Origin of the sequence: Paeniglutamicibacter terrestris, from assembly GCF_012271785.1 — a bacterium.
GTDB lineage: Bacteria > Actinomycetota > Actinomycetes > Actinomycetales > Micrococcaceae > Paeniglutamicibacter > Paeniglutamicibacter terrestris.
Genome location: NZ_JAAWVT010000007.1, coordinates 148562 through 168672, shown reverse-complemented (window position 1 = coordinate 168672; position 20111 = coordinate 148562). Strand labels below are relative to the sequence as shown.

Genomic DNA, 20111 nt, shown 5'->3' with positions numbered 1-20111 from the left:
CATCCACGAGGTCCTTGATACCGCGATGCTCGAGCGTTTCCGCTCTCGGGCAGCTGGCTACGACGCGGAGAACACCTTCTGCGTTGACGATTTCGAGGAGCTCACTGAGGTGGGGTATCTCAAGGCCATGCTGCCGGTGGCCCGCGGTGGCCTTGGCTGGGGCATGGAGCAGATGACCAGCGCTCAACGCCTGCTTGGGTCCTACGCCCCGGCCACCGCCCTGGCCGTGAACATGCATCTGGTCTGGACCGGGGTGGCGGCTCTACTGGGCGCACGGGGAGATCAACGCCTGGAAAAGGTCCTCGATTGGGTGGCCGACGGCGAGGTGATGGCCTTTGGAGTCTCGGAGGCCGGGAACGACGAGGTCCTCTTCGACTCGGTGACGCGCGCGGTGCCGGCGCCCGACGGATCCTATGCGTTCAGTGGCGTGAAGGTCTTCACCTCCTTGGCACCGGTATGGACGCGGCTAGGAGTCTTTGGCAAGGATTCAAGCACCGAGGAGCCGACGCTAGTCCACGGCTTTTTGCACCGAGATGCTTCCGGGATTGAAATTCCGGATAACTGGAACACGTTGGGCATGCGTGCCACGCAGTCGAACACCACCATTCTGAGCAATGCGCGCGTAAAAGCCGAAGACATCCACAGCATCCTGCCGATGGGCCCGGTGGCAGATCCGCTGATCTTCGGCATTTTCGCCGCATTTCTTTCGCTGACCGCATCCGTATATGTGGGTCTGGCCGAACGCGGCATGCAGTTGGCCGCAGCCAATCCGGCCCGGCGCACCTCGCTGAAAAACGCCGGACGCAGTTATGACCAGGATCCGGATATTCGCTGGCAGGTGGCCAACGCGGGGATGGAAATTCTCAAACTTGACGCCATGCTGCGACTGACCACACGGGATCTAGATGACCTGGTTGATCATGGCCCGTCCTGGTTCCCGCGGTTGGTCACGCTGCGCACCCAAGCGGGAGACGCTGCACGTTCGTGCATGGACATCGCCGCTAAGGTTTCCGGCGGCGGGCAATACTTCCGCGGCTCGGAGCTCGAACGGCTCTACCGTGATGCCCTGGCCAGCCTGTATCACCCCTCGGATGCCGAATCGGCACATTCAACCGTGGCGTCCTGGCTGCTCGGTCCACCGCGCGGCTAGCGGTCCAGGGCACCCGATCGTCGGTGCTGTGAGAGGTCTCAGGCCCGGATATTCAGCGTCGGTTTCACGCGCATGACTCGCCGGCGTAACCAGTACTTCTGCCCGCCGCCCTCATAGAGGCAGGTGCGTATCAGTTCCCACTTCCCGTATTCCGAATGCTCACGCAATGCCGCTCGGGCGACCGAGCGATGCTCGCCGGGGCGAGCGGTGATGATGAGGTATTCATAACGGTGTTCGGGGTCCCCGGGCATTTGATCTACGGGGTGGGGGATAGCTATCTTCTTTTCGATCATGACCCTGTCCATAGTGTGGCTTGTGCCTGTAACGTCAATCACATGAGTACAGATCCGCGTGTAGCCCTCAGTGTATTGATCAGCTGTCTCGAAGAACACCTTTCGGCTGTGTCGGGGAAACGTGGCGCCCAAGACGCGTCCATCAGTGCCGCATTCCTGGCCGTGGCCGACGCCTTTGAGGAATACGAGGACTCGTTATACGAGGCGTACGAGGAGTTTCTGCCGCTCACCATTACCGATGAGGACGACGACGATGATCCCTATGACGAGGAGCATGAGTCCAAATCCGACTAGCGTGAAGACTCGCTGAGGATCAACCCTAAGCGGCAATAACTCCATGTCGAGGCTCTAATACCTTGGTATGAAGTTCACCTCCGTCGGGAGCGCCAATGGGTATTGAGATGCTGCGGTGCAGTAGTGTCGAACCGTGAATTGGTTTGAAGCGGCCTTCTTAGGGCTGATCCAGGGTCTGACAGAATTTCTCCCCATCTCCTCGAGCGCCCATCTGCGCATCGTGGGAGAGCTATTGCCCAATGCGGCTGATCCGGGGGCGGCGTTCACTGCGATCACGCAGCTGGGCACCGAAACCGCCGTGGTGGTCTTCTTCTGGAAAGACATCGTGCGGATCATTGGCGCATGGTTTAACGCTCTGCGCGGCCGAGTCCCGCATAGCGATCCGGATGCCAAGATGGGCTGGCTGATCATCATCGGCTCCCTGCCCATCGCCGTGCTTGGCCTGCTCTTTGAAGACCAGATCGACACCTCCCTGCGCTCCCTATGGATCGTTGCGACCACGCTGGTGGTCTTTGGCCTGATCCTTGCCGTCGCCGACTACTACGGTAAACAGGATCGGGAACTGAATACACTGAGCCCCAAACACGGCATTCTCTTCGGCTTCGCCCAGGCACTTGCGCTGATCCCGGGCGTCTCGCGCTCCGGTGGCACCATCACCGCCGGACTGTTCATGGGCTACACCCGTGGTGCGGCGGCACGCTATTCCTTCCTCTTGGCCATCCCCGCGGTCTTCTCCTCTGGTCTGTACAAACTGGCCAAGTCCTTTGACGAGCCCGGTGTGTACTCGCTGCCGCAGACAGGACTTGCCACCTTGGTGGCCTTCATCGTCGGATTCGTCATCGTCGGATGGTTCCTCAAATACGTTTCCACGCACAGCTACCGCATTTTTGTCTGGTACCGCGTGGCCCTGGGCCTTGCCCTTTACCTGCTGCTTGGCTTCGGCGTCATCAACGCCTAAATCAAAATTCCGGGGCCGGACATGGAATAAGTGTGGCCCCGTTGGACTTGTTCCAAGTAAGCATCAGCTTTTTTTGTTCCGGCCGTGGCCGAGCAAACATCTAAGAGAAAGGACGCTCCGTGCTCGCATGGTCCGCGCCCACCATTCCCCATGTCCCGGGAAACGCACCAATCCTCGAAGTGCATGACACTTCCACGGGACGAGTGAAAGACACCGCACCGGCAGAAAAATCTGACGCCGCTGCGAGCATGTACGTCTGCGGAATTACTCCCTACGACGCGACGCACATGGGCCACGCAGCCACCTACGTGACCTTTGACCTACTGCAGCGCACCTGGCGCGACGCCGGACGGGCAGTGACCTACGTCCAGAACGTCACCGATATCGATGACCCGCTGCTTGAGCGGGCCACCGCCACCGGTGTCGACTGGCAGGATCTTGCCGTAGAGCAGACCAACCTCTTCCGTGCCGATATGGAAGCGCTCAACGTCATCCCACCCGAGCACTACATCGGTGCCGTTGAGTCCATCACTTGGCTCGTCCCGCTCATTGAGGAACTGGTGGCCAAGGATCTGGCCTACGCGGTTCCCGGTGAAAATGGTGAGCCCGACGGTGATATCTACTTCGACGCCGTGGCAGCCGCCAACGAGTCCTGGGAACTGGGTACCGTCAGCGGCTACGACCGCGAAACCATGCTTGGCTTCTTCTCCGAACGTGGAGGGGATCCACAGCGTCCGGGCAAGCGTGATGAATTGGACCCGCTGCTCTGGCGCGTAGCCCGTACCGGTGAACCACGCTGGGACGGTGGCACCCTGGGTGAGGGCCGTCCGGGCTGGCACATTGAATGTTCGGTCATTGCCCGACGCTTCCTGCCCGCACCCTTCACCGTCCAGGGCGGCGGATCGGACCTGATCTTCCCGCACCACGAATTCTCCGCCGGTCATGCCGCAGCCCTTGATGGCAAGGCGCTGGCCGAAGCCTACGTACACACCGGCATGGTGGGCCTCGACGGCGAAAAGATGAGCAAGTCCCTGGGTAACCTGGTGCTGGTCTCACGTTTGCGCGCCGCCGGTGTTGAGCCGGTGGCCATCCGCACGGTACTGCTGGGACAGCACTACCGCAGCGACTGGTTCTGGACCGACGAATTGCTCTCCGCCGCCCAGGACCGTCTGGCCAATTGGCGCAAAAGCATCCCCAACGCGACACTCGCCGAGGCCACAGCCACCGTCACTCGGATCCGTGCCAGGTTGGCCAACGATCTAAATGCCCCCGGCGCCTTGGCCGTGCTGGACGCCTTCAGCGCGCAGGAACCTACCGATGATCTTGCCGCACGCGGCACCGGTGCCCAGCTGCTCACCGACGCACTTGACTCCCTGCTGGGTCTGAAGATCGTCTAATACGCGGCACACCGCATAAAAAACGCGTCCCCCAGAGTTTCCTGGGGGACGCGTTTTTCGTTAAGTGCGGGCGAACTATTCCGGTGTGCCGGGTGTGTCGGGCGTATCGGGCGTATCGGGTGAACGCGGAGATTCCGGGGGAGCCTGGGGTCCCTCGACGGCCGAAGCATCCGAAGTCCCGGTCGCGGGACCCGGGCGATGCCGGCGTTTAAGATAGCGCTCAAATTCCCTGGCGATGGCCTCACCGCTGGCCTCGGGCAACTCAGTCTCATCCTGGGCCTGCTCCAGCTGCTGCACGTAGGCGGCAATATCCGCATCTCCCGTGGCCAGCGCGTTAACTCCGCGCTCCCAGGCGAGGGCATCCTCGGTGAGTTCATGCAGGTCCAGCCCCACGGGCAAGAGTTCCTCGATGCGATGCAGGATGGCAAGTTCTGCCTTCGGCGATGGAGGCTGAGCCACGTAATGCGGTACCGCCGACCAGATGGAAACCGTGGGCAGACCCGCAGCCTCAGCAAATTGGGCCAGCACCCCCAGAATCCCCGTCGGACCCTCATACGTAGATTCGCTGGCGCCCAGCGCCTCGCGGACCACCGGATCATCGCTGGAAATGGAGGCCTGAATGGGGCGGGTGTGCGGAACATCGGCCAGCAGCGCCCCCAGAGCCATCACGCCCTGAACATTCTCCACCTCTGCGCGCATCAGCAGCTCGGCGATGAAGGCCTTCCATCGATACGTCGGCTCCACACCGCGCACCAGCAACAGATCAAGCTCTGTATGTGGCAGCGCCGCGCGGTAGATGCGAGTTGTTGGCCATTTCACCACGCGCTTGCCGCTGGCGTTGCGTCGCACGTGCGGACGGGAGAATTGGTAGTCGTAGTAGTCATCGTCCCCGATGCCTTCGAGTCGGCGCGCCGAGGTGGCAGACTTCAGGTGTTTCAGGGCCGAGCTCGCGGCATCTCCTGCATCGTTCCAGCCCTCGAAAGCGACCACCATGATGGCCGGACGCACGCCTTGTGGCGTCGTGGAGGCGGAAACCAGGGATGAAAGTGTCACCGGATCATTCATATCTTCGCTCACATCCTCACCCTAGCGCGCTCATCGGTCGTCGGCGCAACGGCACACACACTAGAATTGGCTCATGCCAACCCAGAATTACGAGCCCTTGCCCGTACGCCCCCAGGTCACCGTGATCCAGGGCGTGCTGTGGGACATGGACGGAACCCTGCTTGACACCGAACCCCACTGGATGGCCGCCGAAGCGAATTTGGTGGCCGAATTTGGTGGCCGCTGGAGCCACGAACAGGGCCTAGAACTGGTGGGCAAGGCGTTGCCCGATTCCGCGGCGGCACTACAGGCAGCCGGGGTGAAGCTTCCCACCCGCGAAATCATCAACCGACTCATCGACGAGGTCGCAGTCGGGGTCGCCGAACACGTCAGCTGGCGCCCCGGCGCCCTAGAACTGCTGGCCGAACTTCACGCCGCGGGTATTCCCTGCGGACTGGTCACCATGTCCGAAGAACCCCTGGCCAAATTGGTGCTGGATCAGCTGCCGGAAAAATACTTCGACTTCCGCGTCACCGGGGACATGGTCGCTCAAGGCAAACCGCATCCCGAGCCGTATCTGCTGGGCCTGAAAATGCTCGCTGGATATGTGCCGGACCTGGAGGCCACGCGCGTGATCGGGCTGGAGGACTCGGCTCCCGGAATCAGCTCGGCCGCGGCCAGCGGCATCACCGCCGTTTTGGTGCCACACCTGTCAGAGGTGCCGAGTTCAGACGCCTGGCACCGCGTGGACTCATTGAGCTCGCTGAACCTGCGCACCCTTGAATCCCTGCTTACCGTCACGAGCCGCGCATGAGCGATACAACAGCTAAACGCAGTGGAATCCCGCTGGGCTCCATCTTCGGAGTGCCGGTATCCCTGGCCTGGTCTTGGTTCATCATTACCGGCTTCATCGTGCTGGTCTTCGGACCCACGGTGGGTAGAGCGTTGCCAGAATTGGGCTATTCCGCCTATTTGGTGGCCTTCACCTACGCGGTACTGCTGGCCGTCTCGGTGCTCATTCACGAACTGGCCCACGCCCTGACCGCCAAGTCCTTCGGCTGGCCCGGGGCCAGCATCACGCTGAACCTCTGGGGTGGACACACCCAGTTCTCCTCCTTTAACGCCACCCCCGGCCGCTCGCTGGCCGTGGCCATGGCCGGTCCCGCCGCCAACTTTGTGATCGCCGGGCTTGGCTACCTCCTCTTGCACGCGGTGGATCCCCAGGGTGTGGTCCTTCTGCTCTGGGACATCCTGATTTGGGCCAACCTGCTGGTCGCGATCTTCAACGTGCTCCCGGGCCTACCCCTTGATGGTGGGCGTCTGGTGGAATCGGCGGTCTGGCGTTATACCGGCAGTCAGGATCGCGGCACCGTGGCCGCCGGCTGGGCCGGACGGGTCATCGTGATTTTGGTGGTCGGCTACTTCGTCATCACCCCACTGGTGAACAATCAACCGCTGGACTTCCAGGTGCTCATCGTCGCGATCCTGGTCGGCGGATTTATGTGGGCAGGTGCCACCCAGGGCATTAACCATGCCAAGCTGCGCCTGCGCCTGCCATTGGTCTCGGTGCGTGCGCTGATGACCCCGGCCACCGCACTGCGTCAGGAAGCGACGCTGGCCCAGGTGAGCGAGCGGATCGGCTCACGTGGCGGACGCGTCATCCTCATCGATGAGTCGGGCAACCCGGTGGGCGTGATCGATGAGGCGGTGCTGGCCGGGGTTCACCCCGAGCTGCTCGTTTCCTCCCCGGCACTTTCTGCCGCCCGCGCGCTGGGCTCCGGAGCGGTGGTCAGCGCCAACGCCGATGGCCGCGCGCTTATCGGCTACCTCGCTACCCTGCCGGGCAGCGAATATGCGGTCATCGACGAGTCGCATCGGGTGATCGGGCTGCTGGCCCAGTCCCGCATCGTCGCGGCCATCACCGGCAAGCCCGAGAAGAACTCGGCTAACTAACAAATCCCGGCACCACCGGGCCCCATCAACGCACTCCCACGAGTACATCCCCACCGTGAACACGAAGGAAAATACCTAGTTATGAGCGAAACACCAGCAGCACCGCACGGTGCCACCAACCGCCGCGGCCCCTTCCGCCCCGGAGACCGGGTCCAGCTCACGGACGAAAAGCGCCGCATCTCCACCATCACGCTGACCGAAGGTGGAGAATTCCACACGCATAAGGGTGTGCTGCACCACGATGCGCTGATCGGTGCCACCGAGGGCTGCATCGTTCAAAACACCGCCGAGGTGCGTTACCAGGCATTGCGCCCGCTGCTGAAGGACTTTGTGCTCTCGATGCCGCGCGGCGCCACCGTGGTCTACCCGAAGGACGCTGCCCAGATCATTCAGATGGGTGACATCTTCCCCGGCGCCCGCGTCGTGGAAGCCGGCGTTGGCTCCGGAGCCCTGTCGATGTCGCTGCTGCGCGCCGTAGGGGACGCCGGCTACCTGCACTCCTTCGAACGCCGTGAAGAATTTGCCGAGATCGCCCGCGGCAACGTGGACACCGTTTTTGGTGGCCCGCACCCGGCCTGGCAGATCTCCATCGGCGACTTCCAGGAAAAGGTGCTGGAAACCGAGGAGCCCGGCTCCGTGGACCGCGTGGTGCTGGACATGCTCTCGCCCTGGGAATGTGTTGATGCCGTATCTACCGTGCTGGCGCCCGGCGGAGTCTGGGTTAACTACGTGGCCACCGTGACGCAGATGTCACGCACCGTTGAGGCCATCCGCGCCACCGGCCTGTACACCGAGCCGGAATCCTTCGAGACCATGGTCCGCGGCTGGCACGTTGAGGGTCTGGCAGTGCGCCCGGATCACCGCATGGTGGCCCACACCGCCTTCCTGATCACCTGCCGCCGGCTGGCCGATGGAGCGGTGGGCATCCCGGGTGCCAAGCGCGTGAAGGAGCACACTTACTCCGCCGCCGATCTTGCCACCTGGACCCGCTCGGATTCTCCGGAGGATTGGAACCATGAGGCTCTGGGGGAGCGTGGCACCTCTGCTCGTAAGCTGCGCCGCGCCGCTAAGGACGCCAAATCGATGACCCAGCGTGGCTCGGCACCCCGCGCGACCGAGGCCGCTGCGCCGGTCGAACCCGCAGAGTCGGGCGAGCCGGCTATCACGGATGAGTCGACCGAGGACAAGTAACACCAGCGCCACCGCGCACTACCGAGGCTTCGGCGTCCGATTCATCCCCTGCCATCTTCATGGTCAGCGGGGGAGAAACGGGCGCCGAAAGTCATATATCTGCCGCACGGGTGATCCGGTGCATAGGATGGAACTCTAGATGACGTGTACCGGAGCAGCTTCGGGATGCGAGCACGAACGATACTGCGAAACGAGTGGATAATGGGCGAAGAGACAGATCGCACCGTACTTCAAGGCCAGATAGCAGCGGCAACACGGGCACTGAACGTCGTGCGGGAGAAGAACCGTCAACTCGATCGGCAGCTAGCCTCCGCCGGATCCAACAACACCCGCTTGGTCTCCATGCTGGAGCGCACGCGTGCGGAAATCCTGAACCTCAAGTCCGGCCTGGAAAAAGATGGGGACACCCCCTTCAGCCACGGCACCATCACCGAACTACATCAGCGCTCCCACCCCGAATCCGGTATCGCCATCGCCTCCACCGGAGTGCAGTCGGCAGACATCGTCCAGGGCGGACGCAAACTGCGCGTCGGAATTTCCCCGCTGCTCGACTTCGAGAAGCTGGCCATCGGCCAGGACGTGCTGCTGAATGAATCTCTGGTCATCGTCGCGGGGCTCGGTTACGAAAAGTCCGGAGAACTCGTCACGGTTAAAGAAGTCCTGGAGGATCACCGCGTGGTGGCCATGGGACGGGCAGATGACCAACGCGTGATCCGCCTGGCCGCCCCCCTGATCAAGGACACCGTGCGCGTGGGCGACGTGCTGACCCTTGATTCCCGCACCGGTCTGGGCCTGGAAAAGGTACACCTTTCGGACATGCAATCCCTGGTGCTCGAGGAGGTCCCGAACATCTCCTACGCCGACATCGGTGGACTCAGTGATCAAATCGAGGCCATCCGCGACGCGGTGGAACTGCCCTTCCTGCACCCGGATCTGTACCGCGAACACGGGCTGAGCGCGCCCAAGGGCATCCTGCTCTACGGGCCTCCGGGCTGCGGCAAAACGCTCATCGCCAAGGCCGTGGCACACTCGCTGGCCGAACGCACCAATGAGCGCAACGGGGACACCGGCACCGCCAAGAGCTACTTCCTGAACATCAAGGGCCCCGAACTGCTGGATAAGTACGTCGGGGAAACCGAGCGCCACATTCGGCTGATCTTTGCCCGCGCCCGCGAAAAGGCGGCCAGCGGCAACCCGGTCGTGGTGTTCTTCGACGAAATGGACTCGCTCTTCCGCACCCGCGGCACCGGCATCTCCTCCGATGTGGAAACGACGATCGTCCCGCAGCTGCTGGCCGAGATCGACGGGGTGGAGCGATTAGATAACGTCATCGTCATCGGTGCTTCCAACCGCGAGGACATGATCGACCCGGCCATCCTGCGCCCCGGACGGCTGGATGTGAAGATCAAGATTCGGCGCCCCGATGCTCAGGGTGCCGCGGAGATCTTCGCCAAGTACCTCACCGGTGATCTGCCGCTGCACCCCGATGATCTGGCGGAGCACGGCGGAGATCATGCCGCCTGCGTGCGCGCGATGATCGGCGCCACGGTTGATGCCATGTACTCCACCGGGGAACAGAATCAGTTCCTCGAAGTCACCTACGCCAATACCGAGACCGAAATCCTCTACTTTAAGGACTTCTCCTCCGGCGCGGTGATCCGCAACGTGGTGGATCGGGCGAAAAAGTCGGCCATTAAGGCGCTGCTCACCGGCGGCGCCCGCGGCTTGCGCATGGAACACCTGCTGGACGCGGTGGTGGAAGAATTCCACGAGCACGAGGACATGCCCAATACCACCAATCCCGATGACTGGGCCCGAATTTCCGGGCGCAAGGGTGAACGCATCACCTTCATTCGCACCATCGTGGCCGATAAAAATGGCCGCGGCAAATCCCTGTCGACCCCCGGTGTACCGGAGACGGGACAGTACCTGTGAGCGTGCATCGGGTCATGGGTCTGGAGACCGAGTACGGCGTGTTGGCGCCCTCGATGCCCGGGGCCAATGCCACGATGCTCTCCGCCCAGGTCATCAACTCCTATGCCGCACTGGTGCGTGCGGGGCGCGGAGCCATCGCGGGTACGCATTGGGACTACACCGATGAGACTCCGCTGAATGATGCGCGCGGCTTCAGCATCGATCGTGCCTCCGCCGATCCCTCCCAGCTCACCGATCAGGAGCCGGAACTCGACGCCGAGGCCGTCGCGCTGGCCGGCGGGGATACGAGGATTGGCTCCACCCTGTATGAGGAGGCCGAGGCCGGCCACGAGGTGTTGATGAACATGGTGCTGGGCAACGGAGCCCGGCTGTATGTGGATCACGCGCACCCGGAATATTCCTCCCCGGAAACCTCCAATCCCTTTGCGGCGGTGCTCTGGGATCAGGCAGGGGATCACGTCGCGTTGGCAGCCATGCGCCGGATCGAATCGCTGGCCGGTGTTCCGGATATCCACCTGTACAAAAACAACACCGATAACAAGTCGGTGTCCTATGGGGCGCACGAAAACTATCTGATGCCACGCTCGGTGCCCTTCGAGAACATCGCGGCCGGACTCATCCCGTTTTTTGTCACCCGCCAAATCATCTGCGGCTCCGGCCGTGTGGGCCGCGGCATGCTGGGGCAATACCCCGGTTTCCAGATCTCTGCCCGCGCCGACTTCTTTGAGGCACAGATCGGCCTGGAGACCACGATTCGTCGCCCCATCATCAATACCCGTGATGAGCCGCACGCGCACTGGGAAAAGTACCGTCGGCTGCACGTGATCATCGGGGATGCGAACCTCGGGCAAATCTCCACACTGCTGCGCACCGGCACCACCGCCCTCGTGCTCTCGATGATTGAGGCTGGCACCGCCCCGCACATCGAACTTCGTGACCCCGTCGCCGCCTTGCAGGCCATCAGCCACGATCCGTCGCTATCAACCACCGTCGAATTGGTGGACGGGCGCCGGCTTACCGCCCTGCAGATCCAAAGAATCTACGCGGCTGCCGCGGCCGAACACAGCGCCACCTCCGATGCGCTGGATGAGGCCACGGTGGAAGTCCAGCGCCGTTGGGAAGAAACCCTGCAGCAACTGGAAACCGACATCTTCTCCGCGGCTAGCACCGTGGATTGGGTGGCCAAGTACAAGCTGATGAGTGCCTACGCTCAACGCCACGGAGTGGATTTCAGTGATTCGCGGATCGCGCTGATGGACCTGCAATGGGCAGATATCCGCCCGGAAAAAGGCCTGTACCATCGCTTGGCCGCCCGCGGCATGATGGAGGTGCTCTACTCGGGCGAACAGATCGCCCACGCGGCTGCTCATCCGCCGGAGGACACCCGCGCCTACTTCCGGGGACGAGTCTTAAACCAGTACCCGGAATTTGTGGTTGCCGCGAGTTGGGATTCGGTGTCCTTCACGGTGCCCGGTGCCCGACGCCTTGAACGCGTCTCCACCCTTGAGCCGTTGCGTGGCACGCGCGCCCTGGTGGGGGAGCTCCTGGATCGAGAATTGGAGATCCACGAGTTCATCGCCGCGCTGAGGAGCTAAAGACCCTACCCAGTGGCAAGATGGAATCATCAAAGGCGGAAATGGAATGAACCTCCACCACAGCTAGTGCATGGCTGCGGCTGATCCCCGAAAAGTTACAGAAAGTGCGGCACATCATGACTCAGGAACAGCACTCGGCCCAGCGCCGTGAAGAAACCCAAGCGCAAGAGACCACCGAAGATCTTAATGTTGCCGCGGGTCAGGACGCCGGAGTAGATGACCTGCTCGATGAAATTGACGGCGTCCTGGAACGAAACGCCGAAGAATTTGTGCGCGGCTTTGTGCAAAAGGGTGGTCAGTGATTGAGCTCGGTCCCGGGCCCTCATTTTTTGAGCACCTCACCCGGGACCGGCCAGATCTGTTGCCAGCCACCAGTACCGTGCCGCTAGGGGAGGCAACTATCAAGGCACCGCATGGCACCACCATCGTGGCGCTGAGCTACGCGGATGGAATCGTGATGGCGGGGGACCGCCGCGCGACCATGGGCAACGTTATCGCCAGCCGGCGCATTGAGAAGGTCTTCGAGACCGACCACTATTCCGTTCTGGGCATTGCGGGCACCGCCGGGATAGCCATCGACATTGCCAAGCTCTTTCGCGTGGAGCTGGAGCACTACGAAAAGATCGAGGGCACCCGACTCTCCCTTGATGGCAAGGCCAATCGGCTAGCTTCGATGATTCGCTCCAATTTGCAGATGGCCATGCAAGGTATGAGCGTGGTCCCGCTTTTCGCTGGTTTCGATACATTTGCTGGGTCGGGGCGGATTTTCTCCTTCGATATCACCGGTGGCCTCTATGAAGAGGTAGAACACCATTGCATCGGCTCGGGTTCTCCCTATGCCCGCGGTGCCCTGAAGAAACTCTGGGAACCCGGTCTGGGTGCCACCGCCGCGGTGAAAATTGCGGTGGAGGCACTCTACGACGCGGCAGATGATGATTCGGCCACCGGCGGACCGGACCCGGTGCGCGGGCTGTGGCCAGTGGTTTACACCGTAGATGCCACCGGAGCTCATCGTGTGGAAGAACCGATCTTGTCCGATATGGCACGTGAGATCATCGCCGAACGTACCGCGAGCGGGAAGGAAGCTTAGATGAGCGCGCAATATTACGTTTCGCCCGAACAACTCATGAAGGACCGGGCTGACTTCGCCCGGAAGGGGATCGCCCGTGGACGTGCGGTCATTGTGGCCTCCTGCGCCGACGGGATCGCGCTGATCGCCGAGAACCCTTCGGGTTCGCTCCACAAGATCGGTGAGATCTACGACCGGATCGCTTTCGCCGCGGTGGGCAAGTACAACGAGTTTGAGTCCCTGCGTCAGGCCGGAGTGCGGTATGCGGACACCCGCGGGTACTCCTACTCGCGCTTCGACGTGACCGGCAGGGGTCTTGCCAGTGTCTACGCCCAGTCCTTGGGCGCAGTATTCACCGCAGAGGCCAAACCCTTTGAGGTGGAACTCGCGGTACTGGAAATCGGGGAATCCCCGGAAGATGACACCCTGTTCTCACTGAATTTTGATGGGTCCATCGCCGAACAACCCGGACACATCATCATGGGTGGCGACACCCCGGCCCTCCGCGAATCCTGGAACGGCTACTGGTCGGGCAAGGACCTCAACGCGGCCGGCATCGATGAGGTCATTCGCGCCGCAGCCCACGTGCTTCCTGGCGTGGGAGAAAGCCCCGAAGACGCACGCCTCTTGGAAGTCGCCATGTTGGAGCGCGTGACCTCCACCGGCTCGCATCGCCATTTCCGCCGACTCGACACCCCCACCATTGCCCGCATTTTGGGTTCAAGGAAGTAGACACATGGACCGCAGAATCATGGGCATCGAGACCGAGTACGGAATCAATTATTCGGACCCCACGGGCCGTCCGTTGACCCCAGAGGAATCCGCCCGATACCTTTTCCGTCGGGTCGTTGCCTGGGGCCGGAGCTCGAACGTGTTCCTGACCAACGGTTCGCGGCTATACCTCGATGTGGGTTCGCACCCCGAGTACGCCACGGCCGAATGTGATGGGCTGAGGCAGCTGATCGCTCATGATCGGGCGGGGGAGTCGATCCTCAATGATCTGGTAGCCAGCGCGGAAGAACGCATGGCCGCCGATGGGTTCAACGGCAAGCTGTACCTCTTTAAGAACAACACCGACACCGCCGGCAATTCCTATGGCTGCCATGAGAACTTCCTAATTCCACGCAAGCTCGAATTTGCCCGCCTGGCCGAGATCCTGATTCCGTTCTTGGTCACTCGGCAGCTGATCGCCGGTGCCGGAAAGATCGTGAACGTGGAGGGGGTGCCGCTGTACTCATTTTCGCAGCGCGCCGATCACGTGTGGGAGGGCGTCTCCTCGGCGACCACCCGCTCACGGCCCATCATTAACACTCGCGATGAACCGCATGCGGATGCAGAATACTTCCGTCGGCTCCACGTGATTGTGGGGGACTCGAACATGTCCGAGACCACCCAATTACTGAAGCTCGGCGCCACCGACCTGATGCTGCGCATCATCGAATCGGGAAAAGTCATGGACGATCTGCGGTTGGAAAACCCGATCCGTTCAATCCGTGAAATATCGCACGACTTCAATGGCAAAACTGTTATTCGTCTGGCGACCGGTAAGCAACTGACGGCTCTAGAACTCCAGCGCCGTTTCCTGGCTCTTGCCACCGATTTTGTTGCTACCGAGGGAGCACATCACGATCAGGTGCCAGCGGTGCTTGATCTGTGGACCCGCACCCTTGATGCCGTGGAGTCGGGCAATTTTTCCTCCATTGACACAGAAATTGATTGGGCGATCAAGCACAAGCTGATCTCCGCCTACGCTAACCGTCACCAATTGGACCTCGGGGCGCAGCGCCTGGCCCAGCTTGATCTGACTTATCACGACATTGATACCCGGCGCGGGCTCTTCCATTTGTTGGCCGCCCGTGGGCGGGCAAAAGCCGTGGTTGATCAGGATGATATCGACTTTGCCGTGGATCATCCGCCACAGAGTACCCGGGCAAAAATGCGTGGGGATTTTGTGCGTGCGGCAAAAAATGCCGAACGCGATTTCACCGTGGATTGGGTGCACCTGAAGCTTAATGACCACCCCGGGCAGACGGTCTTGTGTAAAGACCCATTCGCCAACCAAGATCCGCGAGTTGATGCCCTCATCAGCTCCTTGAGCGGCCCTGTTTAGGGCCAAAATGCCGCGGATAATAAGGTGATTCACAGTTTCACCCTTTAAGCTGGCTTAAGTCTGTTTTTTAACTCACCATTCAGTGTGGGTGTCTGCAGTCTCCAAATTCCCCTACTGAAAGTTGATTTCGTGCGCAAAGTTATGGCACTCGTTGCAACGGCTTCATTGCTGCTAGTGACGGCCTGCGGTTCAACCGAGATGGCATCCAGTGGCAATACTGCCCCCCTTTCTTCCGTTAAAGTCACCCCGGGGGCCGATGACGCCTCGGATCCCACCGTCACTTTTGATTCCCCGCTGGTCGCCACCGAAACCGGTGCTCAGGTCATCGTTAAGGGCAAGGGCGACAAGATCGAAGAAAACCAGAACATCAAGTTCAAGTCGATCGCCTACAACGCCAAGGATGGCAGCCTGGTTGGTTCGGGTTTCTCCGGTGAACCGGTGACACTGCCAATCAACGATGAATTCAAGACCCAGCTGCCTGCACTCTACGAAACGCTGATGCAGGCCAAGGTCGGCTCGTGGGTTGCCATGGTTGAGCCGGTTGCTGAAGCAGCGGCCTCGTCCAGCGAATCCGCTGCCCCCTCGGCCAGCCCAAGCGCTGCTGCCGCCGCCGAAACCGTCGTCGTTTTGAAGGTTTTGTCCACCGAGGCGATCCCGGAGGCCTCCAAGAAGCTCGGTGCGGACGAGGTTAAGAAGTTGAAGGACGAAGGCGCACTGCCGACCGCCGAGATGAAGGACGGCAAGCCCGTCATCACCATCCCCAAGGGCAAGGAAGCGCCAGCTGGCCTCGTAGTTGATGTCATCAAGGAGGGCACCGGCAAGGTGGCCACCGAGACTTCAACGGTGAGCGCCAACTACACGGGCGTCACCTGGAGCGACGGAAAGCAGTTCGACTCCAGCTATGACCGCGGAGAACCGTCCGAATTTGGCCTCACCCAGGTCATCAAGGGCTGGACCCAAGGCCTCACGGGTCTGAAGGCCGGCACCCAGGTCATGCTGAGCATCCCGACGGATCTCGCCTATGCCGGAGCAGCCGGTGCCCCAGCGGGTAATTTGGTCTTCTTCGTAGAGATCAAAGAAGTAAAGTAACTTAGACACTTCCAGTCATCAACCGAAAGGATTCCACTATGTCTTTTGGACAGCGTGAATACGACCGCACCAAGCCGGAGATCGATTTTCCGGGTACCGATGCTCCTACCGAGCTGAAGATCGTGGATTTGATCCCCGGCGACGGCGCCGAAGTTGTGCCGGGCTCAAACATCTCCGCTCACTACGTCGGCGTGGCATGGTCCACCGGCGAAGAGTTTGACGCGTCCTGGGGCCGCGGCGCACCGCTGGACTTCCGTGCCGGAGTCGGCCAGGTTATCCAGGGCTGGGACCAGGGTCTGATCGGGATGAAGGTCGGTGGACGTCGCCGTCTGGAGATTCCGTCCGAGATGGCCTATGGATCTCGCGGCGCAGGTGGAGCCATCGGCCCCAACGAAGCACTCATCTTCGTGGTGGACCTGGTGTCTGTGCGCTAAGCACCCCGCTTTACGCCTTTGGCCGTATTTTCCCAAGTTAAACCGGGAGAAGACGGCCAAAGGTCGTTAACGCGGTGTGGCATTGGCCCACGTTCAGGACATCGGGGTAATCTTGCGAACGTGGCTCAAAATAACTCAGGCGTTCCATCTCGTGCCGAGAAACTCGTCAGTCTCACCTATGCGCTCATCAATACTCCGCATGGATATTCCAAGCGTGAACTTCGAAAAATTGTCGATGATTACAAGGGTCTCGGTGACGCGGCCTTCGACAGGAAGTTCGATAGGGACAAGAAGGACCTGCGTGAGATGGGGGTTCCGGTGAAGACCCTCGGAACTGATGCCGAGGAACGTTACTTGATCACCCCGGAGAGCTACCGACTTCCAGAGGTTAGTTTCACCACCGAAGAAGCAGCTGCCTTGGGCCTTGCCGCGCAGCTCTGGAAAGACACCGATTTTGAGTCTTCGGCCACCCGTGCCAACGGCCGGTTGTCGGCCGGACTTGAAGATTCCGGGCGCGGAGTCAGCTTCACCGAGTATGTTCCTCGACTACAGGCCGCTGGACCGGCCTTCGGCGCCTGCCTCGAAGCGGTCTGGGCTCGTCAGGTGTTGAGCTTTGATTATCTCGATTCCCAGGGGCGCTCCACTCAACGAACCCTCGACGCGTGGGGGATCGGCCAACGCTTCGGCAACTGGTACCTCGCCGGCTTTGATCATGACCGTGAGGCAGTCCGGATTTTCCGCCTCACCCGCATTCTGAGTGGTATTCGCACCGGCCAAGCCCATTCCTCGCGACCGCCAGGATTTAATATGTCAGAATCTCTGGCAGCCCTCGATCCGGACATTGCCGGTCAGACTGCACGTATCACCGTGGCCAAGGAGGCCGGTTGGGTACTTCGGTCCAAGGCGGAATCGGTAATTCCCGGTTCTCAGGACGACGACGTGACACTTCAATTCCACGACATGATGGGCTTGGCTGCGGATATTGCCAAGCTCGGTGCCGCCGCACGAGTGCTCGAACCCCCGCACTTGGTTACCGAAGTTCAGAATAAACTTGACCGGGCCCTAGAGGCTCAGCTCAAGGCTGTCCCCGACTACAAACTGAGCAAACGGCGTAATGCCGGTCGCCCACCGTCGACCGAGGCCGTTGCGCTGAACCTCGACATCATCTCCTATGTGGCGAAGTACGGCTCTCCGACCGTTGAACAGACGGCCACTCATTTCGGGCTGAGTGAGAAGCAGCTACTGGCGCATCTGCAAACCATCATGATGTGCGGAGTACCCAACGGCCTACCCGATGAGCTCATCGATGTTGAATGGGAGACCGGCGCGATCAGCATCAATAATGCCGAGGCCCTGAACGCACCCATCAAGCTGAGTTTGACGGAAGCCGCGACGATGCTCGCCGGTCTGGCCTCACTGCGCGGCCTACCCCACTTTGAACATGCCTCGGCTATCGATTCCGCCTACGCAAAGTTACAGTCTGCCGCGGTGGGCTTTGAGGGTCTGGAATCCGTGCTCTCCATTGCCTTGCGGTCCAGCGAGGAAAACGAAAACTATGCCACCTTAGTTTCGGCTATCCGCACACGACGGGTTGTTGACTTGAATTACTACAGTGCGTCGAGTGACGCCGTGGGGGTTCGGGAAGTGGAACCGATCCGAATCCTGGAGCATGCGGGTAGACAGTACCTACGCGCCTATTCCGTTCCCAACGGAGAGATCCGGAGTTTCCGCATCGACAGGATCCAAACCGTGAACCCCACAGCGAAGACCTTCGAGTGGGATATCGAGCGCCATGAAGACAATGAGGACATCTACTTCACGCCCGGCCCTACCGACGAACTCGTGGTGCTTGGTTTTGGGTCGCGTCTGTCTTCGCTGGTAGATGAATATTCTCCGGAGCAGTGGGCCCGTGGCGAAGACGAAACGATCGCCCAGATCCGAATGACCTCACTCTCCAGCATCGCTGGAATGGTCGCTTTTCACGGCGGTGATCTGCGGGTCATCGCACCAGAACTCTTGCGCACCGAGGTTCAAGCCTGGCTGCGTAAGGCAGTCGAGAACAAGGAAGTTAAATAGTTATGTTGCCCTGGTGGTTCTGGATCCTTCTGTGGGTCGTTTTGGTGTTGGGTACGGTGCTATTCCTCGTATTAGCCGCAATTCGGTTGTTTCGCGGTTCCATGCGCCTCGTCGCTGACGTGGGAGAGGCAATGGAGAGCATCGGGGTGGCAATGGAACCCCCAGGTGAAACGTACGCGTATCCCGAACCAGTAGATCGCACACCCTCGGGAGTCGCAGCCTTGTTCCAGGATCCCGAGGACGCCAGCGAGGCTCGCGAGGCGGGGAAGCTCAGACGTTCAACGGCACGTCGAGATGCTCGTGTTCAGCGAAAGACTCGACGAGGTCAACCCCAACGTGTGGCCGACCTCGAGCTGTTCTGACTGTAGACTTAAAGTGATTGAAAGGTAGGTTCCTCATGGGTGGAATCCAAGGATGGCATCTGGTCATCATCGTAATTTTGGCACTTTTGCTGTTCGGTGCCCCGAAGCTTCCAGGCTTGGCTCGTTCCGTTGGCCAGTCCCTGCGTATCTTCAAGTCCGAGGTTCGACAGATGAAGGATGACGACAAGAATCCTGAGGCGGCCGAAGAGACCGTTGAAGGCAAGATTGTTGATCCCGACCGTCGTGAGAACAACGCCTAGCCTTTCGTGAGCGAACAAGAGACCACTCCGAAAAAAGGGCGAAAGAAGGACCCTGAGGGGCGCATGGCCCTGAAGGCACACCTGGTTGAAGCCAGGAATCGCCTTTTCATTTCGCTGATCGCCCTCGTTCTAGGCACCGTCGGAGGCTTCTTCCTCTATGACGATGTCCTCCGATTGATCATGGCTCCCGTGATTGAAAACGGCGGCGAAGTCAACTATGCCTCCGTCATGGCACCGTTCGATATCATGCTCAAGACTTCTTTACTCTTGGGTTTGGTCTTCTCCGCGCCCATCTGGATCTACCAGTTGTGGGCATTTATTGTCCCGGGGTTGAAGAAGAAAGAACGCAACACGGCTTTGGCGTTTGCCTCCGCTGCTGTGCCACTGTTCCTCTTTGGTGTTGGCATGGCCTACTGGGTTCTGCCCCATGCGTTGAAGTTCTTCATTTCTTTGACGCCGGAAAACGCTCAGTCATGGCTGACGACGGACACGTACCTTCCGTTCGTTTTCCGTCTGCTCATTGCCTTCGGTCTCGCCATGTTGGCACCGGTCCTAATGGTCGGCTTGAACATGGTTGGAATCCTCAAAGCCAAAATGATCCTGAAGCACTGGCGCATCACCGTGTTTTTGATTGCCTTGGTGGCAGCAATGGCAGCACCAGGTGGCGACGCCATCACCATGTTTGCCCTCGGCGGTCCGCTATTTGTCACGTTCGCTACGGCGACGCTAATTTGCTTCTTCAATGATCGCAAGCGAGATAAGAAGCGAGCCAAGCTTGAGGCCGAAACAGCCGCAAGCGCTGGTGAAGGTTCACATCTTCCCGAGACACCCGATCTTCCCTAAATGTTCCCGTGCCCACATCTGGGCACGGGAACATTTTCTAATGTCCTGAAAGGGGTCG

The 20111-nt window shown here is 60.6% G+C and carries 19 protein-coding genes and 1 pseudogene; 18 read left to right on the top strand and 2 right to left on the bottom strand.

Annotation, left to right across the window (positions count from 1 at the left end; all coding sequences use genetic code 11):
• Positions 1-25 precede the first annotated feature (25 nt).
• On the top strand, positions 26-1150 hold the full coding sequence (locus HED64_RS14505; protein WP_168152777.1) for an acyl-CoA dehydrogenase family protein: 1125 nt from the start codon (positions 26-28) through the stop codon (positions 1148-1150).
• A gap of 38 nt (positions 1151-1188) precedes the next feature.
• On the opposite strand, the gene HED64_RS14500 is transcribed toward HED64_RS14505, so the two are convergent.
• Positions 1189-1443, bottom strand: coding sequence for a DUF5703 family protein (locus tag HED64_RS14500; RefSeq protein WP_425351806.1), 255 nt, complete (start codon positions 1441-1443; stop codon positions 1189-1191).
• A gap of 108 nt (positions 1444-1551) precedes the next feature.
• Here HED64_RS14500 and HED64_RS14495 point away from each other — a divergent pair, with 108 nt between their 5' ends.
• The 3 genes from HED64_RS14495 (at position 1552) to mshC (ending at position 4092) form a co-directional block, all read left to right on the top strand.
• Complete coding sequence (locus HED64_RS14495; RefSeq protein WP_342590736.1) at positions 1552-1737, top strand: hypothetical protein; 186 nt, start codon at positions 1552-1554, stop codon at positions 1735-1737.
• A gap of 133 nt (positions 1738-1870) precedes the next feature.
• Complete coding sequence (locus tag HED64_RS14490) at positions 1871-2695, top strand: undecaprenyl-diphosphate phosphatase (protein ID WP_168152714.1); 825 nt, start codon at positions 1871-1873, stop codon at positions 2693-2695.
• A gap of 119 nt (positions 2696-2814) precedes the next feature.
• On the top strand, positions 2815-4092 hold the full coding sequence (gene mshC, locus HED64_RS14485; RefSeq protein WP_168152713.1) for a cysteine--1-D-myo-inosityl 2-amino-2-deoxy-alpha-D-glucopyranoside ligase: 1278 nt from the start codon (positions 2815-2817) through the stop codon (positions 4090-4092).
• Between the two features lie 75 nt (positions 4093-4167).
• On the opposite strand, the gene HED64_RS14480 is transcribed toward mshC, so the two are convergent.
• On the bottom strand, positions 4168-5157 hold the full coding sequence (locus HED64_RS14480; RefSeq protein ID WP_168152775.1) for a PAC2 family protein: 990 nt from the start codon (positions 5155-5157) through the stop codon (positions 4168-4170).
• A 73-nt stretch (positions 5158-5230) separates the two neighbouring features.
• On the opposite strand from HED64_RS14480, the gene HED64_RS14475 reads away from it, so the two are divergent.
• The 14 genes and pseudogenes from HED64_RS14475 (at position 5231) to tatC (ending at position 20053) form a co-directional block, all read left to right on the top strand.
• On the top strand, positions 5231-5950 hold the full coding sequence (locus HED64_RS14475) for an HAD family hydrolase (RefSeq protein WP_168152712.1): 720 nt from the start codon (positions 5231-5233) through the stop codon (positions 5948-5950).
• Entirely contained in the window at positions 5947-7089 is a 1143-nt protein-coding gene (locus tag HED64_RS14470; protein ID WP_168152711.1) for a site-2 protease family protein, read from the top strand. Before HED64_RS14475 ends, HED64_RS14470 begins: the two co-directional genes overlap by 4 nt.
• An 81-nt stretch (positions 7090-7170) precedes the next feature.
• Complete coding sequence (locus HED64_RS14465) at positions 7171-8280, top strand: tRNA (adenine-N1)-methyltransferase (RefSeq protein ID WP_168152710.1); 1110 nt, start codon at positions 7171-7173, stop codon at positions 8278-8280.
• A gap of 194 nt (positions 8281-8474) precedes the next feature.
• A pseudogene (arc, locus tag HED64_RS14460) lies at positions 8475-10215 on the top strand (proteasome ATPase).
• A 14-nt stretch (positions 10216-10229) separates the two neighbouring features.
• The gene (gene dop, locus HED64_RS14455; protein ID WP_168152774.1) at positions 10230-11810 is read left to right on the top strand and encodes a depupylase/deamidase Dop; all 1581 of its coding nucleotides are present in this window, start codon (positions 10230-10232) and stop codon (positions 11808-11810) included.
• Between the two features lie 116 nt (positions 11811-11926).
• Positions 11927-12112 (top strand): ubiquitin-like protein Pup, encoded by a 186-nt coding sequence (locus HED64_RS14450; protein WP_168152708.1) that lies wholly within the window; start codon positions 11927-11929, stop codon positions 12110-12112.
• Positions 12109-12900: a proteasome subunit beta gene (prcB, locus tag HED64_RS14445; RefSeq protein ID WP_168152707.1), complete on the top strand. Its 792-nt coding sequence runs from the start codon at positions 12109-12111 to the stop codon at positions 12898-12900. Before HED64_RS14450 ends, prcB begins: the two co-directional genes overlap by 4 nt.
• A complete protein-coding gene (prcA, locus tag HED64_RS14440; protein WP_168152706.1) occupies positions 12901-13611 on the top strand; it encodes a proteasome subunit alpha in 711 nt (236 codons plus the stop codon).
• A 4-nt stretch (positions 13612-13615) separates the two neighbouring features.
• Positions 13616-14989 carry a Pup--protein ligase gene (gene pafA / locus HED64_RS14435; protein WP_168152705.1) on the top strand — a complete coding sequence of 458 codons (1374 nt, stop codon included), beginning with the start codon at positions 13616-13618 and terminating at the stop codon, positions 14987-14989.
• 141 nt (positions 14990-15130) lie between these two features.
• Positions 15131-16078, top strand: coding sequence for an FKBP-type peptidyl-prolyl cis-trans isomerase (locus tag HED64_RS14430; RefSeq protein WP_168152704.1), 948 nt, complete (start codon positions 15131-15133; stop codon positions 16076-16078).
• A gap of 38 nt (positions 16079-16116) precedes the next feature.
• Positions 16117-16512 carry an FKBP-type peptidyl-prolyl cis-trans isomerase gene (locus tag HED64_RS14425; RefSeq protein ID WP_132357693.1) on the top strand — a complete coding sequence of 132 codons (396 nt, stop codon included), beginning with the start codon at positions 16117-16119 and terminating at the stop codon, positions 16510-16512.
• 120 nt (positions 16513-16632) lie between these two features.
• Positions 16633-18588 carry a WYL domain-containing protein gene (locus HED64_RS14420; RefSeq protein ID WP_168152703.1) on the top strand — a complete coding sequence of 652 codons (1956 nt, stop codon included), beginning with the start codon at positions 16633-16635 and terminating at the stop codon, positions 18586-18588.
• A gap of 397 nt (positions 18589-18985) precedes the next feature.
• Positions 18986-19210, top strand: coding sequence for a Sec-independent protein translocase subunit TatA (gene tatA / locus HED64_RS14415; protein ID WP_168152702.1), 225 nt, complete (start codon positions 18986-18988; stop codon positions 19208-19210).
• 63 nt (positions 19211-19273) lie between these two features.
• Positions 19274-20053 carry a twin-arginine translocase subunit TatC gene (tatC, locus tag HED64_RS14410; RefSeq protein ID WP_132360953.1) on the top strand — a complete coding sequence of 260 codons (780 nt, stop codon included), beginning with the start codon at positions 19274-19276 and terminating at the stop codon, positions 20051-20053.
• The last annotated feature ends 58 nt before the right edge of the window (positions 20054-20111 follow it).

Coding starts and splice junctions, on each gene's coding strand:
- HED64_RS14505 (WP_168152777.1), top strand. CDS start 26: ATGCTCGAGCGTTTCCGCTCTCGGGCAGCTGGCTACGACGCGGAGAAC.
- HED64_RS14500 (WP_425351806.1), bottom strand. CDS start 1,443: ATGATCGAAAAGAAGATAGCTATCCCCCACCCCGTAGATCAAATGCCC.
- HED64_RS14480 (WP_168152775.1), bottom strand. CDS start 5,157: ATGAATGATCCGGTGACACTTTCATCCCTGGTTTCCGCCTCCACGACG.
- HED64_RS14475 (WP_168152712.1), top strand. CDS start 5,231: ATGCCAACCCAGAATTACGAGCCCTTGCCCGTACGCCCCCAGGTCACC.
- HED64_RS14470 (WP_168152711.1), top strand. CDS start 5,947: ATGAGCGATACAACAGCTAAACGCAGTGGAATCCCGCTGGGCTCCATC.
- HED64_RS14465 (WP_168152710.1), top strand. CDS start 7,171: ATGAGCGAAACACCAGCAGCACCGCACGGTGCCACCAACCGCCGCGGC.
- dop (WP_168152774.1), top strand. CDS start 10,230: ATGGGTCTGGAGACCGAGTACGGCGTGTTGGCGCCCTCGATGCCCGGG.
- HED64_RS14450 (WP_168152708.1), top strand. CDS start 11,927: ATGACTCAGGAACAGCACTCGGCCCAGCGCCGTGAAGAAACCCAAGCG.
- prcA (WP_168152706.1), top strand. CDS start 12,901: ATGAGCGCGCAATATTACGTTTCGCCCGAACAACTCATGAAGGACCGG.
- pafA (WP_168152705.1), top strand. CDS start 13,616: ATGGACCGCAGAATCATGGGCATCGAGACCGAGTACGGAATCAATTAT.
- HED64_RS14430 (WP_168152704.1), top strand. CDS start 15,131: ATGGCACTCGTTGCAACGGCTTCATTGCTGCTAGTGACGGCCTGCGGT.
- HED64_RS14425 (WP_132357693.1), top strand. CDS start 16,117: ATGTCTTTTGGACAGCGTGAATACGACCGCACCAAGCCGGAGATCGAT.
- tatA (WP_168152702.1), top strand. CDS start 18,986: ATGGGTGGAATCCAAGGATGGCATCTGGTCATCATCGTAATTTTGGCA.
- tatC (WP_132360953.1), top strand. CDS start 19,274: ATGGCCCTGAAGGCACACCTGGTTGAAGCCAGGAATCGCCTTTTCATT.